The sequence below is a fragment of the Microbacterium phyllosphaerae genome, from assembly GCF_050628115.1.
GTDB classification, from domain to species: Bacteria; Actinomycetota; Actinomycetes; order Actinomycetales; family Microbacteriaceae; genus Microbacterium; species Microbacterium phyllosphaerae_A.
In genome coordinates, this window is record NZ_CP192502.1 from 433,367 (window position 1) to 448,161 (window position 14,795).

Annotated in this window: 15 protein-coding genes; 5 read left to right on the forward strand and 10 right to left on the reverse strand. The window is 68.5% G+C overall.

What is annotated here, in order from left to right; translation table 11 throughout:
- Positions 1–71: 71 nt before the first annotated feature.
- The 3 genes from ACQ4LY_RS01935 to ACQ4LY_RS01945 all read right to left on the reverse strand — a co-directional run bounded on the left by ACQ4LY_RS01935 (position 72) and on the right by ACQ4LY_RS01945 (position 2,932).
- Complete coding sequence (locus tag ACQ4LY_RS01935; protein WP_431074315.1) at positions 72–704, reverse strand: GyrI-like domain-containing protein; 633 nt, start codon at positions 702–704, stop codon at positions 72–74.
- Positions 705–811: 107 nt separating this feature from the next.
- Entirely contained in the window at positions 812–1,675 is an 864-nt protein-coding gene (locus ACQ4LY_RS01940) for an AraC family transcriptional regulator (RefSeq protein WP_431074316.1), read from the reverse strand.
- Between the two features lie 87 nt (positions 1,676–1,762).
- On the reverse strand, positions 1,763–2,932 hold the full coding sequence (locus tag ACQ4LY_RS01945; RefSeq protein ID WP_431074317.1) for an ROK family transcriptional regulator: 1,170 nt from the start codon (positions 2,930–2,932) through the stop codon (positions 1,763–1,765).
- Between the two features lie 86 nt (positions 2,933–3,018).
- Between ACQ4LY_RS01945 and xylA the strand changes: the two genes are divergently transcribed.
- The gene (xylA, locus tag ACQ4LY_RS01950) at positions 3,019–4,206 is read left to right on the forward strand and encodes a xylose isomerase (protein WP_431074318.1); all 1,188 of its coding nucleotides are present in this window, start codon (positions 3,019–3,021) and stop codon (positions 4,204–4,206) included.
- Between the two features lie 5 nt (positions 4,207–4,211).
- Entirely contained in the window at positions 4,212–5,498 is a 1,287-nt protein-coding gene (gene xylB / locus ACQ4LY_RS01955) for a xylulokinase (RefSeq protein WP_431074319.1), read from the forward strand.
- A 117-nt stretch (positions 5,499–5,615) separates the two neighbouring features.
- On the opposite strand, the gene ACQ4LY_RS01960 is transcribed toward xylB, so the two are convergent.
- The 3 genes from ACQ4LY_RS01960 to ACQ4LY_RS01970 are packed head-to-tail and all read right to left on the reverse strand — an operon-like array spanning position 5,616 to position 8,544.
- A complete protein-coding gene (locus tag ACQ4LY_RS01960; protein WP_431074320.1) occupies positions 5,616–6,677 on the reverse strand; it encodes a Gfo/Idh/MocA family protein in 1,062 nt (353 codons plus the stop codon).
- A complete protein-coding gene (locus ACQ4LY_RS01965) occupies positions 6,674–7,417 on the reverse strand; it encodes a cupin domain-containing protein (protein ID WP_431074321.1) in 744 nt (247 codons plus the stop codon). Before ACQ4LY_RS01965 ends, ACQ4LY_RS01960 begins: the two co-directional genes overlap by 4 nt.
- The gene (locus ACQ4LY_RS01970; RefSeq protein ID WP_431074323.1) at positions 7,414–8,544 is read right to left on the reverse strand and encodes a Gfo/Idh/MocA family protein; all 1,131 of its coding nucleotides are present in this window, start codon (positions 8,542–8,544) and stop codon (positions 7,414–7,416) included. The genes ACQ4LY_RS01965 and ACQ4LY_RS01970 overlap by 4 nt, the downstream gene beginning before the upstream one ends.
- Positions 8,545–8,644: 100 nt before the next feature.
- Here ACQ4LY_RS01970 and ACQ4LY_RS01975 point away from each other — a divergent pair, with 100 nt between their 5' ends.
- The 3 genes from ACQ4LY_RS01975 to ACQ4LY_RS01985 are packed head-to-tail and all read left to right on the forward strand — an operon-like array spanning position 8,645 to position 11,019.
- On the forward strand, positions 8,645–9,628 hold the full coding sequence (locus ACQ4LY_RS01975) for a LacI family DNA-binding transcriptional regulator (RefSeq protein WP_431074324.1): 984 nt from the start codon (positions 8,645–8,647) through the stop codon (positions 9,626–9,628).
- A gap of 23 nt (positions 9,629–9,651) precedes the next feature.
- Positions 9,652–10,584, forward strand: coding sequence for an NAD(P)-dependent oxidoreductase (locus ACQ4LY_RS01980; protein WP_431074325.1), 933 nt, complete (start codon positions 9,652–9,654; stop codon positions 10,582–10,584).
- Between the two features lie 39 nt (positions 10,585–10,623).
- On the forward strand, positions 10,624–11,019 hold the full coding sequence (locus ACQ4LY_RS01985) for a VOC family protein (protein ID WP_056309753.1): 396 nt from the start codon (positions 10,624–10,626) through the stop codon (positions 11,017–11,019).
- 48 nt (positions 11,020–11,067) lie between these two features.
- Here ACQ4LY_RS01985 and ACQ4LY_RS01990 read toward each other — a convergent pair whose 3' ends face one another.
- From ACQ4LY_RS01990 to ACQ4LY_RS02005, 4 genes are all read right to left on the reverse strand, one after another.
- The gene (locus ACQ4LY_RS01990; RefSeq protein WP_431074326.1) at positions 11,068–11,754 is read right to left on the reverse strand and encodes a GntR family transcriptional regulator; all 687 of its coding nucleotides are present in this window, start codon (positions 11,752–11,754) and stop codon (positions 11,068–11,070) included.
- Between the two features lie 74 nt (positions 11,755–11,828).
- Positions 11,829–12,803, reverse strand: coding sequence for an NAD-dependent epimerase/dehydratase family protein (locus tag ACQ4LY_RS01995; RefSeq protein WP_431074327.1), 975 nt, complete (start codon positions 12,801–12,803; stop codon positions 11,829–11,831).
- A gap of 83 nt (positions 12,804–12,886) precedes the next feature.
- Positions 12,887–13,543 carry a GntR family transcriptional regulator gene (locus tag ACQ4LY_RS02000; protein ID WP_431074328.1) on the reverse strand — a complete coding sequence of 219 codons (657 nt, stop codon included), beginning with the start codon at positions 13,541–13,543 and terminating at the stop codon, positions 12,887–12,889.
- 99 nt (positions 13,544–13,642) lie between these two features.
- Positions 13,643–14,683 (reverse strand): aldo/keto reductase, encoded by a 1,041-nt coding sequence (locus ACQ4LY_RS02005; protein WP_431074329.1) that lies wholly within the window; start codon positions 14,681–14,683, stop codon positions 13,643–13,645.
- Positions 14,684–14,795 lie beyond the last annotated feature (112 nt).

Below are 14,795 nucleotides of genomic sequence, written 5' to 3' on the forward strand. Positions count from 1 at the left end.
AACGGAGGCCGGAGAAGCACAGGCCGCTGATGCATCTCGTGCGATCTCCGGCTTCCGTGAAGCAGGGTGGGTCACCCCACCCGCTCGACCGGTTGACGGAGGATGGTGCGGAGCTTCGCCGGCTCGACCCGTCGGACGTCGCTGAGATAGATCTCGTGGTGCAGGCCCGTCATTCGCAGTCCGCTCTCGGGGATGAAGCGCTGGTGCAGGTCGTCGAGCACCGGGGCTTCGTCATCGTAGGAGCCGACGTGCAGGGTCTGCACACAGAGTCCCTCGTCGAGTGTCTCGAGGCGCACCGAACGCAGCGCCGGTGTCGCCAGCTTCTTCTTCGCCGACTTCTGCGTGACCGCCTCGACGGCGTCGGCGAACATCTCGGGGGTGACGTGGTCGGGAACCAGGATCATCAGCGTCCACAACCACGCCGATTTGTCTCGCCGCGATGTGAACGACTCCATGTCCGGCGCGTGCCAGAGCCCTTCCAGAGGCATCACGACGGTGTCGACGCCCAGACTCTTCCGGCTCTCGAACTTGAGCGTGTACGCCAGCGGGAAGAGTGCCGCGACGGCATCCGAATACGCCGGCGCCGTGTTCGGGTCTCCCGCGCCGTCGATCATGAGGTACTGCATCGCGGGGATCTCGAGAATGCGGAACTCGCCCCGCTTCGCCTGGTACGCGTCGAGCGTCTTCTTCGGGTCTGTCGCCATCGCCGTTCCTCTCGCTGCCTGTCACGACCTCCGGCCGCGGCGACAGTGTCGCACGGGCGGCCGACATCGGGTGGACGATGCGCAGCGGATCGCCCACCCGATCGCGATCAGGCCTGCTCGACGGCCAGCCAGAGTTCGCACGACGCATGCGTGCCGGTGAACTCGAGGTACCGCACGATCGACGGCCCCGGTCGCAGCCTCCACGGGTTCGACGGGAACCAGTCGCTCGCGGTGGCGGCCCACAGGTTCTGCAGGGTCTCGGGGAACGGACCCTCGGCGGCGAAGACCGCCCACGAACCTGCCGCGACCCGAATGATGTCGAGGTCATCGGGTACCGGTGCAGCCGGACTCACCGAGACCCCGTGCAGGTAGGTCAGCTCCGTGCCTTCGGGTGCGTCCGGCGCGATGTCGCCGGTGATCGCGAGGATTCCCGCGGGCTCCGCATCGCTCAGCTGCTTGAGCCTGATGTGCTCCTCCGGTGCGATCGCCGTGATGTGCGCCTGGATATGCGGATTGACACCGGCGTGGATGAGCGGGACTCGCGCGGCATGGCCCACGAGCACGAGCTCGGGCATGGTGGTGATGGTGACGTCCATCGGGGTGCTCCCTTCGACGCTCAGGCGGAACCGGAGCGTGGGTTGTGTACGGAGAGGACCCCCGTCTCGGCGCGCGTCGACGGGGCCGATGCCGTGCACCGCACGGAATGCGCGACCGAACGCCTCGGATGAGCCGTAGCCGTGTCGCACCGCGACCTCGAGCACGCTCGTGGCACCCGCCGCGAGCTCGGCACCCGCGAGCGTCATCCGACGTCGACGGATGTACTCTGACAGCGGCATACCCGCCAGCGCCGAGAACATCCGGCGGAGGTGGTACTCGGTCGTGCCGTTGATCCGGGCGAACCCGGCGATGTCGAGGTCTGCGTGCGAGTCGCTCTCCACGAGCTCGACCAGAGCGTTGAGCGTTCCGATCATGAGGTCCTCCTTTCCCCACCATCGTGCGCCGATCGGGGCCGCGCCACCCGATCATCCGGATCGGATGCGATCAGGCGGTGCGACCGGTCAGGCGCGCTCCCCCGGATCGGCCAGCAATCCGGCGAAAGCCAGCTCCGCAGCTCCGATGAGCAGCCGGTCCACGCCGAGAGCCGCAGGGCGGATCTCGAGCCCCTCGACGCTCTCGGACATGGCGAGCGCGCCGACGTCGGCGGCGATCTGCTCGGAGCGCAGGTCCGCGATCGTCGCAAGGAATCCTCCCAGCACGACGAGTGCCGGATTGAGCACGTTGACCGCGTTGGCCAGTGCGCTCGCGAGCACATGCGCCTGCCGCGTGATCTCGTTGACCACTGTCGGCGACTCGGATGATGTGAGCTCCGCGTCGAGGGTCTCGTCGTCAGCGGCACCCAGCCCCACCGCGTCGAGCAGCAGCCGCCTGCTCACCTCCGCCTCCAGCACGCCGTCGCCCGTGCGACGGTCGCCGTCCGCCGAGATCCGCGGACGGTTCTGCCCGAACTCCCCCGCGTATCCGCCCGCACCCGCGACCGCTCGACCGTGGATGATCAGGCCGCCGCCGATTCCGGAGGCGCCGCCGTTCAGATAGACGATGTCGTCGATGCCCCTGCCCGCTCCGTAGCGGTGCTCGGCGATCGCACCGAGGGTGGCGTCGTTGTCGATGGCGGCCCGCGATCCCGTCGCCGATCGCACGAGATCGGCGAGCGGCACATCGGTCCACTCGAGGTGAGGGGCATTGCGGACGACGCCGTCCGACGTCCGCACCAGGCCCGGCACGGCGATTCCCACGGCCTCGATCCGCGCCCCGGCGAGCGGCCCCGCTCGCCAGGCCTCGACGCGCTCCCGGACGGTCTCGGCCACGCCCTCGGGCGTGGGCAAGCCCTCGTTCGGCAGTCGCTCGCGAACCAGGATGCTCCGGTCGAGCCCGACGGCGGCGATCTCGATCGCATCCACCTCGGGGTTGACCGCGATCGCTGCGACGCGCGCAGAAGCCGTCACGACGGGCGACGGGCGCCCCACTCTGCCCGGCAGGTCGGGCACTCGTTCATCGACGAGACCACGCCTGACCAGCTCTGCGACCAGATCAGCGATCGTCGATCGGTTGAGCCCAGTCGCCTCGGTGAGTGCCGCCCGCGACTGCGCGCCCTCTTCGTGCACGAGGCGCAGGATGCGGGCGAGATTGTGCGCGCGCGTTCCCGATGCGGGACTCGGCTGTGACGGCATCCCTTCACTGTAGGGGGTGGACGCCGCTCCTGTCGTGATATATGTTGTGAATCACAACTTATTCGATGACCTGCACAGGAGCAGCCATGCCCACCCCCACCCGTGACGACAAGTTCTCCTTCGGCCTGTGGACCGTCGGCTACAACGGAGCCGACCCGTTCGGCGGCCCGACCCGACCTGCACTCGACGTCGTGCACGCCGTCGAGAAGCTCGCAGAGCTCGGCGCCTTCGGTCTGACCTTCCACGACGACGACCTCTTCGCTTTCGGTTCGACCGATGCCGAACGCCAGACCCAGATCGACCGCCTCAAGGGCGCTCTGTCCGACACCGGCCTCGTCGTGCCGATGGTGACGACCAACCTCTTCAGCGCACCGATCTTCAAGGACGGCGGCTTCACCTCGAACGACCGCGACGTGCGACGCTACGCCCTGCGCAAGGTCTTCCGCCAGCTCGACCTCGGCGCTGAGCTCGGAGCCAAGACCTTCGTCATGTGGGGTGGCCGCGAGGGTGCCGAGTACGACTCCGCGAAGGACATCCGCCAGGCGCTGGAGCGCTACCGCGAGGCCGTGAACCTGCTCGGCGACTATGTGACCGACAAGGGATACGACATCCGGTTCGCGATCGAGCCGAAGCCGAACGAGCCCCGAGGCGACATCCTGCTGCCGACCCTCGGCCACGCGATCGCGTTCATCGACTCGCTCGAGCGTCCCGAACTCGTCGGAGTGAACCCCGAGGTCGGTCACGAGCAGATGGCCGGACTCAACTTCACCGCCGGCATCGCTCAGGCGCTGTTCCACGGCAAGCTCTTCCACATCGACCTCAACGGCCAGCGCGGCATCAAGTACGACCAGGACCTCGTGTTCGGTCACGGCGACCTGCACAACGCCTTCTCGCTCGTGGATCTGCTCGAGAACGGCGGCCCCGGCGGCGTTCCCGCCTATGACGGCCCGCGCCACTTCGACTACAAGCCGAGCCGCACGGAAGACGAGAAGGGCGTCTGGGATTCGGCCGCCGCGAACATGCGCACCTACCTGCTGCTCAAGGAGCGGGCGGCCGCGTTCCGCGCCGACCCGGAGGTGCAGGAGGCACTCGCCGCCGCCCGCGTCGACGAGCTCTCGACGCCGACGCTGAACGCCGGCGAGACCTACGACGACTTCCTCGCCGACCGCTCGGCCTATGAGGACTTCGACGCGGACTCCTACTTCGGCGGCAAGGGCTTCGGGTTCGTCCGTCTGCAGCAGCTCGCGACCGAGCACCTGCTCGGCGCCCGCTGAGCGTCATGCCGCTGGTTCTCGGGGTCGATTCGTCGACCCAATCGTGCAAGGCCGTGGTCGTCGACACGTCGACCGGGGCCGTCGTGCGCTCCGGTCGAGCGCCTCACCCGGAGGGGACGTCGGTCGACCCCGAGGCCTGGTGGCAGGCGCTGAACGCCGCACTCGCGGACGCGGGGGCTCTCGACGACATCGCCGCATGGTCGATCGGCGGCCAGCAGCACGGCCTGGTCGCTCTCGACGAGTCCGGTGCCGTCATCCGCGATGCGCTGCTGTGGAACGACACCCGCTCGGCGGGCGCGGCGCAGGATCTGATCGACGAGTTCGGTGCCGATGAGCTGGCGTCCCGAACCGGTCTCGTGCCCGTGGCGTCGTTCACGATCACGAAGCTGCGCTGGCTGCGCGATCACGAGCCCGAGAACGCTGCGCGGGTTGCTGCGGTGGCTCTGCCGCACGACTGGCTCACCTGGCGGCTGCGCGGCTTCGGCCCCGACAACCCCGTGCTCGAGGAGCTGATCACGGATCGCTCCGACGCGTCGGGGACCGGGTACTGGAACCCTGCGACGGGTGAGTACGACCGGGAGCTCCTGGCGGCAGCACTCGGCCACGATGCGTTCCTGCCGCGCGTGCTCGCTCCCGACGAATCGGTGGCGGAATCCGACGGACGGCGAGTCGGCGCGGGAGCGGGAGACAACGCCGCGGCGGCGCTCGGACTCGGCGCCGCGCCCGGCGACGTCGTGGTGTCGATCGGCACGTCGGGCACCGTCTGCGCCGTCAGCACCACGCCGATCAGCGATCCGAGCGGCACCGTGGCCGGCTTCGCCGACGCCTCAGGCAACTTCCTGCCACTCGTCGCGACACTCAACGCGGCTCGGGTCGTGGACGTCACCGCCCGCCTGCTCGGGGTCACCCACAGCGAGTTCAGCGACCTGGCGCTGCAGGCATCGCGGGGAGCCGGCGGCCTGACGCTGCTCCCCTACTTCGAGGGCGAGCGCACCCCGAACCTGCCGGATGCCACAGCATCCCTCACGGGCATGACACTCGCTTCCGCGACCAGGGAGAACCTCGCCCGGGCGGCCGTCGAGGGGATGATCCGAGGACTCGGCGCAGGGCTCGACGCGCTTCGCGACCTCGGCATCCCGCTCGAGAGGGCGTTGCTGATCGGCGGTGGCGCACAGTCGGAGGCCGTGCGCCACATCGCACCCGAGGTTCTCGGCCTGCCGGTCGAAGTACCTGAGCCCGGCGAGTACGTCGCTCTCGGCGCCGCACGCCAGGCAGCGGCGCTGGTCGTCTGAGCGTCGCACCTTCGTTCCTTCGGGAGGAGAACTGCGCTTCGGGCTGACGAATACGCTGCATCCGTCCTCCCGAGGCGCAGTTCTCCTCCGCAGGAGCCTCAGCGCGACCGGGTTCCGTCAGCCGGCGAGCACCCGAGCATCCCGTTGCGCGATGATGCTCAGCTCTGCCGCCGCGAAGGCGTGCTGCTGCGTCATCGCGTGCTCAGTGCGGTCGAGGCAGTCGCGGATCAGCTGGCCGAAGAACGGGAACCCGGTCTTGCCCGTCGCATCGAAGCGGAACTGACCGTCCTGGTTGACGAGCAGCACCTGCCCTCCGCCATTGTCGGTCGTGATGTCGGTGTACTTGCGCAGCTCGATGTATCCGTCGGTTCCGAGCAGCACCGTGCGCCCGTCGCCGAAGACGTCGAGCCCCGCGGGGGTGAACCAGTCGACGCGGACGTATCCGGTGGTGCCGTTGTCGAGCACGACATGCGCATCGCCGAAGTCCTGCAGTCCTGGGGTCTCGGGGTGCGCGTAGTTGGCGACCGTCGAGCTGACGATCTCGCCGTCGGTCGCGCCCGTGTAATGGAGCATCTGCTCGAAGTTGTGGCTGCCGATGTCGCAGATTATGCCGCCGTACTGCTCCGGGTCGTAGAACCAGTCCGGGCGTCCTGCCCCGATGCGGTGAGGGCCGAACGATGCCACCTGCAGCACGGTTCCGATCGCACCCTGATCGATCAGCTGGCCGGCGAGGATCGCCGCCTCAGAATGCACGCGCTCACCGTAGTAGACGGCGAATTTGCGGCCCGTCCGCTCGACAGCCGCACGCGCAGCCGTGAGGTCGTTCATCGTCGTGATCGCGGGCTTGTCGGCGAAGAAGTCCTTGCCCGCATCCAGCACGCGCACGCCGAGCGGAGCCCGCTGATTCGCGATCGAGGCGCTCGCCACCAGCTGCACGGCGGGGTCGTCGAGCACCTCCTGCTCGCTCGCGGCGGCTCGTGCCTGCGGAAACCGCTCGACGAAGTCGGCGACCTTCGCCGGGTCGCCGTCGTAGACGAGTGAGAGGGTCGCGCCGGCGGCGATGAGCTGCTCGACCATCCCGTGGATGTGCCCGTGTGCCAGGCCCACGGCCGCGAAGACGAATTCCTCGGGGCCCAGGACCGGCTCGGGCAGCGGATCGAAGGTATAGGCGCGGGTCATCGGTCGTTCTCCTCGTCGGTCATGTCAGGGTCGGTCGCTTCATAGGTGCGTAGGCGTCCGCACATGCCGAAACCGCGGTCTCCCACCGAGGGTACGGCCTGGTGGACGCGGGCATCAGCGAGGTGCGCCACCGAACCGGACACGACGGCTGCCGCGAGTGCGAGCGACTGCTCGGCCTGGGCGAGCGGACGCTCCCGCACGAGGTCGCCCCAGGCCTCGGCTCGGTCACGCACGAGCGCCCCCGCAGCGGCATGGAAGGCCTCGAGAGCAGCACGATCGCCGGCGACGACGGCATCCCTCAAGGTCTCGAATCCGGCCACGGCGAGGTTCCGACGCGCGGACGCACGCTCGGCTCGGCCGCCTTCGTCTCCGAGCGACGCCGCCGCTGCGTACGCTGTCGGGTCCGCCACGATCTCTGCGGGGAAGGTCATCACGGCATCTCCCGCCTCGGGCAGCCCTGCGTTGCTCATCAGCACGACGACCCGAAGGTCTCCGCGGTTCACGGCGCGATGGATGGTTCCCGGGGTGAACCACACGACTGATCCCGCCGACAGCGGCGTCTCACGAAAACCGTCCGCGTCGATCGTCTGCAGCGCGCCCTGCCCCGAGAGCACCACGTAGGCCTCGGTCGAGACGAGGTGCATGTGCGGGCTCCCGCCGCAGATGCCGTCGGGGGCCGCATCCGCATAGACGTCGAGATACGACAGCGACGTGCCGCCGGGAAACGAGGATGCGGTCACGATGCCGCCTCGATCAGCGAGGTCGTCTTCTCGAAGAAGTGCGGCGCGTTCGCGACGAGCTGCCCGGCCCGGTAATACGGATCGGATGCCGCGATCGGCAGAGAGACGAAACGGCGCTCGAAGCCCGCCTTGTAGATGGCGGTGACGACCTCGACCGCATTGCGTCCGTCACGGCCGTCGGCGATCGGCGGCCTGCCGTCGCGGATCGCGCCGAGCAGATCACCGATCTGGCCTTCGTGCCCGAGGTGAGCGAGCGGCGTGCGTTCGGCGACGAGCGCCTCGATGCGCGCCACCACGTCGGCATCGCCGCCCTCCTCCGGGAAGCCGTCAGCGCGGGACCGCTCGGCGGCGATCGAGAACGGCTGCGAGACTCGGGCATTCGCACCCTGGATCACGATCGCCTGTTCCTGTCCGTGGTGCACCACCGAGCTGGTCAGCTGGGCCAGGCACCGGTCGTAGCGGAAGATCGCGACCGACAGGTCCTCGACCTCGGCGTTGTCGTGCTGCGCGTTCGCGAGCATCGCGGTGACCTCGCTCGGGGTGCCGAGCAGCCACAGCAGCAGATCGATGTGATGGATGGCGTGGTTCAGGGTGCATCCGCCGCCCTCCTTCTCCCACGTGCCGCGCCACCAGAGGTCGTAGTAGGGCAACCCCCGCCACCACGCCGAGTCGACCCGGACGTGCGAGATCGGTCCGAGCAGCCCGGAGTCGACGACGTCCTTGAGTGTCGCGAGATCGTCGCGGAATCGGTTCTGGGCGACGACCGAGAGCACCTTGCCGGAGCGCTGCTGCGCCGCGAGCATCGCATCGCATTCTTCGAGCGACGGGGCCATGGGCTTCTCGACCAGCACGTGGAGGCCGGCATCGAGAGCCTCGATCGCGAGCGACGCGTGCGTCGACGGCGGGGTGGCGACGCTCACGATGTCGACCAGCCCGGAGGAGATCATCTCGAGCGGATCGTCGAACGTCGCGACGGCTGTCAGATCGAAGGCCTCAGCCTTCTGCGCAGCCTTGCCGGGGACCACGTCGGCGAGTGCTGCGATCTCGCACTCGCCCGGGAAGGCGAGGTATCCGTTGATGTGCGCGTCGGCGATCCCGCCGGTGCCGATGATTCCGATCCTGAGCATCCACTGCCTCCTCGATGAGGTGTTACTACGTATTACTAAGACGTAGTAGATACTATCGAGAGAGACACCGGTCGCGTCAAGCCCCGAAAGGACGGATGCCGTGGAGAAACGCCCGACGAGCCATGACGTCGCCCATCTCGCCGGGGTGTCGCAATCCACCGTGTCGTTCGTCTTCACCGGACGCGCCGGAATCTCCGAGGCCACCCGCGAGAAGGTGCTGCGTGCGGCATCCGAGCTCCACTACCGGCCGAACCTCGCCGCCCGATCGATGCGCACGCAGCGCACCGGCCGCCTCGCCGTCGTGGTGCCGATCGCGACGATGAATCCGCTCACTCTGCTGGCGGGGGCGATCGCCGCCGCGCGAGAAGAGGGGTATGTCGTCGAGGTCGTCAGCCTGCCCGACGACGCTGAGGAACGCATCGACCGGTTGACCGAGGTGGTCGAGTCGGGGCAGTACGAGGGCGTGCTCGCGTTCACTCCGCTCCCCTTCACCGACACGACCGGAGGAGGGCCGATCGTGCTCTCGGTCGGCGAGTTCGATGACGCTATGCACATGACCGGCGAGTTCACCGACTCACGCCCGATCGCCGAGATGATCGAGCGCCTGGCAGCGCACGGGCACCGACGATTCATCCACCTGGCCGGGGCCGAGGACTTCCCCTCCGCGCGCGCACGCCGCGACGCCTATCTCTCGACGATCGACCGACTCGGACTCGAGTCCCTCGGGGTCACCGACGGCGACTGGAGCGGGAAGGCCGGCGAGGATGCGATCGACGCACTGCCCGACGATGCTCCCCCGCTCGCCGTGATCGCCGCGAACGACGTCATCGCGACCGGCGCCATCCGGGCCGCCACCCGCCGAGGATGGAAGCTTCCGCAGGACGTCGCCGTCACCGGCTGGGACGACCACCATCAGAGTGCGTTCCTCGTGCCCTCGCTCACGAGCGTCTCGCAGGACCGCGAGCGTCTCGGTGCCTACTCGATGCACCGCCTCGTCGCGGCGGTGCGAGGTGGCGAGCCGCCCGAGAAGCCCGACGGACTGCTCACCATAGTGTGGCGCGAGTCGACCGAGTCCCCTCAGTGACTACCGTGGAAGCGGAGGCCCCCATGAAGATCCTGATCCCGAACACCATCGACCTGCCGGTGAAGGCCGACGTCGAGGCAGTCGTCTACGACATCGACGAAGCCGTCCCGGACGAGCACCGCGACGCCGAGGTGCTGGTCGTCTGGCACAACTCGTCGGAATGGCTGCAGGAGGCCGCCCGCGTGCTTCCCCGGCTCCGGCTCGTGCAGGCGCTCGCCTCGGGTGCCGATGTCGTGCTGAACGCCGGATTCGGCGATGAGGTGCGCATCTGCTCCGGTCGTTCGCTGCACGACGGCCCGGTCGCCGAGCACGCGTTGGCGTTGATCCTCAGCGCGGTGCGGCGCCTCGATCGGCTCCACGATGCGCAGCGCGAGCACCGCTGGGACGACTTCAACGACGTGCAGAGCGCTCCCGACACGCAGCAGTCCTACACGCTCGTCGGCGCACGGGTCACGATCTGGGGCTTCGGCTCGATCGCCGGCACTCTCGCTCCCTTCCTCACGGCGCTGGGCGCCGATGTGCAGGGCATCGCCCGCAGCGCAGGCACCCGATCGGGTTACCCGGTGCACGCGGATGCCGACGCCACGGCGATCCTCGCCGAGACCGACGTGCTCGTCTCGATCCTCCCCGCCACAGCCGAGACCACCGACCTGTTCGACGCCGAGGTCTTCGGCGCGCTCAAGCCAGGAGCAGCCTTCGTGAACGTCGGCCGTGGCGCGACGGTCGACGAGGCCGCCTTGATCGCGGCACTCGAGTCGGGCCGACTGCGCGCGGCCGCCATCGACGTCACGAAGTCGGAGCCGCTTCCGGCATCCGATCCGCTGTGGGATGCACCGAACCTGCTCATCACACCGCACATCGCAGGCAACCGGCCGGTCGGTGCCGCGGACCTGGTCGACCAGAACGTGACGCGACTGAACGCCGGCGACGACCTCGTCAACCAGGTACGCCCGTAGGGTCTGGACACCGCGCGGCGAGCGGCGCATGCTGAACGCATGACCGCCTTTCAGACCACGCACGCGTTCAGCGGGTTCAGCGTCGACGACATCGACGCCGCCCGCTCCTTCTACGGCGACACCCTCGGGTTGGACGTCACCACCAACGCCATGGGCTTCCTCGACATCAGCCTGCCCGACGGGGGCTCGATCCTCGTCTACGCCAAGCCGAATCACACGCCGGCGAGCTTCACGATCCTCAACTTTCCCGTCGACGACATCGACGCGGCGGTCGACGACCTCAACGGGCGCGGAGTCGTGACCAAGATCTACCCCGATTCGGACTTCGACACAGACGACAAGGGCATCCTCCGCGGCGGCCCTGATCGCGGCCCCGACATCGCGTGGTTCACCGATCCTGCAGGCAACGTGCTCGCGGTGATGTCAGCCGCCTGAGCGACGCGGCCGCCGCGACCGGTCAGGGCGTGCGTGTGCTCGACGCGATCAGCGCGCGCCCCAGTGCGGCGGCTCCCAGGAGTTCGACGGCAGCGGAAGCAGATGCATCTCCTCGAGGGCCAGCTCCGCAGCGATCGGATCCCCGTCTTCGACCGCGCGGCCCAGACGACCCCACCCGGTCTCCAGCATCACCCAGTTCGGCTCGCGATCACCCGCCGTGATGCGGATCTGGTAGCTCATCGGGGTCATCGCAGCGCGCGCGAGCGAGACCAGCGCGGCATTGGCGCAGCGGCCGAGGAGCAGCTCGTACATCTCGATGCCCAGACGCAGGTGCTCATGCGTGTCTCGCGCTGCGAGGGCCGCCTCGACACGGCGGACGATCGCGGCGAACCCGGCCCGGTCGGTGTCGTCGAACACACCCACCGTGGTTCGGGTCACTCCACCCATCACCACGCCCAGAGTCTGGATGAAAGACTCCACGTGGTCAGGGTCAGGCTTCACGACACGCGTGTAGCTCTGCGCAGCCGACTCGACGAGTCCTTCCATCGCCAGGCCCTGCAGTGCATCGCGAATCGGTGTGCGCGAGATGCCGAGCCACTGCTGCAGCTCTTTGTCGTCGAGGCGTTCGCCCGGTTTGAGCGTGCCGTCGAGGATGGCGTCGCGGATCGCGTCGTGGGCTTCATCACGCAGAAGCCGTCGCTGGACGGTCGGCTTCGAATCATTGGGAACCGGCATGTGGCTTCCTGCTCGGGGGTCGGGAACGCTCCAGCACAGGTTACCGGTGCGCCACCGGTGTCAGATCTCCCGGCTCACGCGAGCAGCGTGTCGAACAGCGCGTTCATGGCGGGGTCGACGCGCTGCAGCTCGGGGTGCGAGTCATGCCAGTCGATGATCTCGCGCGCCGCGGTGTGCAGGGGGACGACCGGGGCGAAATCCGGCACGACGCGGCGGATCTTCGTGTTGTCGAAGATGACCGAGTGCGCCATGTCGCCGGTGAGCTGACCGGCGCGGTCGGGCGCGGCATCCTCGATCGTCGCGCTCGTGGCGTAGCGGATCTTCGGCTCGGCCCCCGCCGCTCGTCCGAGGATCGCGTAGATGTCGTTCCAGGTGTAGACGAAGTCGCTGGTGATCTGGAAGGTGTCTCCGTAAGCGAGCGGGTTGCCGAGCAGCCCTGCGAATCCGACCGCGAAGTCGCTCGAATGGGTGAGGGTCCACAGCGACGTGCCGTCGCCGTGGACGATGATCTCCTCGCCGCGGCGGATGCGGTCGATCGCCGTCCATCCACCGAACGCGGGGATGGTCCACCTGTCGTAGGTGTGCGATGGGCGCAGCACCGTGACCGGGAACCCGCGGTCACGGTAGGCGGCGGTCAGCAGATCTTCGCAGGCGATCTTGTCGCGCGAGTACTGCCAGTACGGATTGCGCAGCGGCGTGGACTCAGTGATCGGCAGGCGCGCCACGGGCTTCTGATACGCCGATGCCGAGCTGATGAAGACGTACTGCCCCGTGCGGCCCTCGAAACGATCGATGTCGCGCTGCACCTGATCGGGAGTGAAGGCGATCATGTCGGCCACCACGTCGAACTCGCGGCCGGCGAGAGCGGCGTCGACAGCAGCAGCATCCGAGACGTCCGCCGTCAGCACCTCGACGCCCTCGGCGGGCTCACGTCGAGACTGCCCGCGGTTCAGCAACGTCACCTCCATGCCCCGAGACGCGGCGAGCGCGCTCGCCGCCGAGGAGATGATCCCTGTCCCACCGATGAACAACACCTTCGTCGCAGTCATGCTCCGACTCTATCGACGGGGTGGGCGCCGAGCTCCGATCGCTGCCGGTCGCGGCACAGCCCGGGGCCGAGGAACGCCGTCGTCTACACGAGCTGATCGAAGAGCGCGCGAACGGCCGTCTCGGCGACCTCCGGCTCTGCCGCCCGTATCGCGCGGGCGGCGGTTCCTGCCGCAGCCGACTGCGCCTGCGTCGCCTGGTCAGGGAGCGACGCTGCGGCGAACTGCAACGCGCAGCGCGCCAGAATGGTGCTCTCCACGAGGTGCATGGCCTGTCGAGGATGATCCACGAGGTCGGCTACGGCACTGAGGAATGCGATCACCGCGGCGTTGCGGTCCCCCGCCGTCTCCGCGCGACCGATCAGCTCGAGATCTGCCGCGAGGTCACTCCGGACCTCATCCGCAGTCGTGGACAGAGTCTTTCTGAGTGCAGCTCCGGCGAGCACCCCCGCATAGCCGATCGCCGCACGCGACTCGGGGGTCGAGAAGTCGGCGACCTTGGTGTACCGGGCGGGAGTGACCTGCACCAGTCCGATGTCGCGAAGCCGGATGATCGCTTCGCGGATCGGATTCAACGACATGTCGAGCTCCTTCGCGAAGCGCAGGGTGCTGAGCGTGTCGCCCGACAGGTAGTCCCCTCGCAGTATCGCCGCGAGGATGTGCTGGAACGCCCGTTCGGGCAGCGGAACGGCACCGTGATGATTCCACTGGCGCGTCCGTGGCTCCGCGTAGGCGATGGTCATCGGTGCTCCCGGGTCGTCCGTGGACGCCTCGGCGTGAGGAGCCTCTACTGAACAGACGCGCTGCCGCCGGGAATATTACGCAGAATGCACCGATCCGCCTCAGACGACGGTGGCCCCGGGGGTGGCGGCGAACTCTTCGAGAGCGGCGATGACGTCGACCGAGAGCACGACCTGGCTCGCCGCGACGGCGTCGTCGATCTGCCCCGTGCGCGATGCACCGATGATCGCAGTGGTCACCACCGGATCGCGCAGCACCCAGGCGATCGCGAGCTGCGGGATCGACAGGCCCGCGTCCTTGGCGACGCGGTCGATGCCGCGGATGCGCTCGAGATAGCTGTCGGTCAGTGCCGATCCGTTGAGGAAGTGGCTGTTCGCCGCACGCGAGTCGGCGGGCACATCACCGTCGATGTACTTGCCGGTGAGCAGCCCCTGGGCGAGCGGCGAGAAGACCGCGCTGCCGACCTTCAGCTCGCGCAGCGCCGGGAACAGCTCGGCCTCGGGCGTGCGATCGAACAGCGAGTAGCGGGGCTGGTGCAGCAGCAGCTTCACGCCCTGCTCCGCGAGCAGCTCATACGCCCGACGAGCGAGCTCGGCCGGGTAGTTCGAGATGCCGACGTACAGCGCCTTGCCGCTGCGGACGATGTCGGCGAGGGCCGTGACCGTCTCTTCGAGCGGGGTCTCGGGGTCGGGGCGGTGCGAGTAGAACACGTCGACGTAGTCGGTCTTCATGCGCTGCAGGCTCTGCTCGAGCGAGCGCGTCAGGTATTTGCGCGATCCGCCGTCGCCGAAGGGTCCGGGCCACATGTCGTACCCGACCTTGGTCGTCACGAACAGTTCGTCCCGGTAGCGGGCGAGACCGCTGCCGAGAACCGCGCCGAACGTCGACTCGGCCGAGCCGTAGGGCGGGCCGTAGTTGTTGGCGAGGTCGATGTGCACGACCCCGCGATCGAAGGCGTGCAGCACGATCTCACGCTGGCTGTCGAAGGTGCGGTCGCGGCCGAAGTTCTGCCAGAGGCCCAGCGACACCTTGGGGAGCTGCACACCGCTGGCACCGGCACGCTGGAAGGGCACGTCGGCGTACCGGGTGGAGGCGGCCTCGAAGGGGGTCGTCAGGCGGGGGTCATCGGCGGCGATGGGCATGAGGGATGCTCCTGTATGCGAGGCGGGGAAGGCCTTCAGGATAGCGCTTGCTCGGCCATGGACGCCCTGCGTCCGCTCATCCGAAGCGGGTGAGGCGGCGGGCCGGAACCCG

Coding starts and splice junctions, on each gene's coding strand:
- ACQ4LY_RS01935 (WP_431074315.1), bottom strand. CDS start 704: ATGGCGACAGACCCGAAGAAGACGCTCGACGCGTACCAGGCGAAGCGG.
- ACQ4LY_RS01940 (WP_431074316.1), bottom strand. CDS start 1,675: ATGATCGGAACGCTCAACGCTCTGGTCGAGCTCGTGGAGAGCGACTCG.
- ACQ4LY_RS01945 (WP_431074317.1), bottom strand. CDS start 2,932: ATGCCGTCACAGCCGAGTCCCGCATCGGGAACGCGCGCGCACAATCTC.
- xylA (WP_431074318.1), top strand. CDS start 3,019: ATGCCCACCCCCACCCGTGACGACAAGTTCTCCTTCGGCCTGTGGACC.
- xylB (WP_431074319.1), top strand. CDS start 4,212: ATGCCGCTGGTTCTCGGGGTCGATTCGTCGACCCAATCGTGCAAGGCC.
- ACQ4LY_RS01960 (WP_431074320.1), bottom strand. CDS start 6,677: ATGACCCGCGCCTATACCTTCGATCCGCTGCCCGAGCCGGTCCTGGGC.
- ACQ4LY_RS01970 (WP_431074323.1), bottom strand. CDS start 8,544: ATGCTCAGGATCGGAATCATCGGCACCGGCGGGATCGCCGACGCGCAC.
- ACQ4LY_RS01980 (WP_431074325.1), top strand. CDS start 9,652: ATGAAGATCCTGATCCCGAACACCATCGACCTGCCGGTGAAGGCCGAC.
- ACQ4LY_RS01985 (WP_056309753.1), top strand. CDS start 10,624: ATGACCGCCTTTCAGACCACGCACGCGTTCAGCGGGTTCAGCGTCGAC.
- ACQ4LY_RS01990 (WP_431074326.1), bottom strand. CDS start 11,754: ATGCCGGTTCCCAATGATTCGAAGCCGACCGTCCAGCGACGGCTTCTG.
- ACQ4LY_RS01995 (WP_431074327.1), bottom strand. CDS start 12,803: ATGACTGCGACGAAGGTGTTGTTCATCGGTGGGACAGGGATCATCTCC.
- ACQ4LY_RS02000 (WP_431074328.1), bottom strand. CDS start 13,543: ATGACCATCGCCTACGCGGAGCCACGGACGCGCCAGTGGAATCATCAC.
- ACQ4LY_RS02005 (WP_431074329.1), bottom strand. CDS start 14,683: ATGCCCATCGCCGCCGATGACCCCCGCCTGACGACCCCCTTCGAGGCC.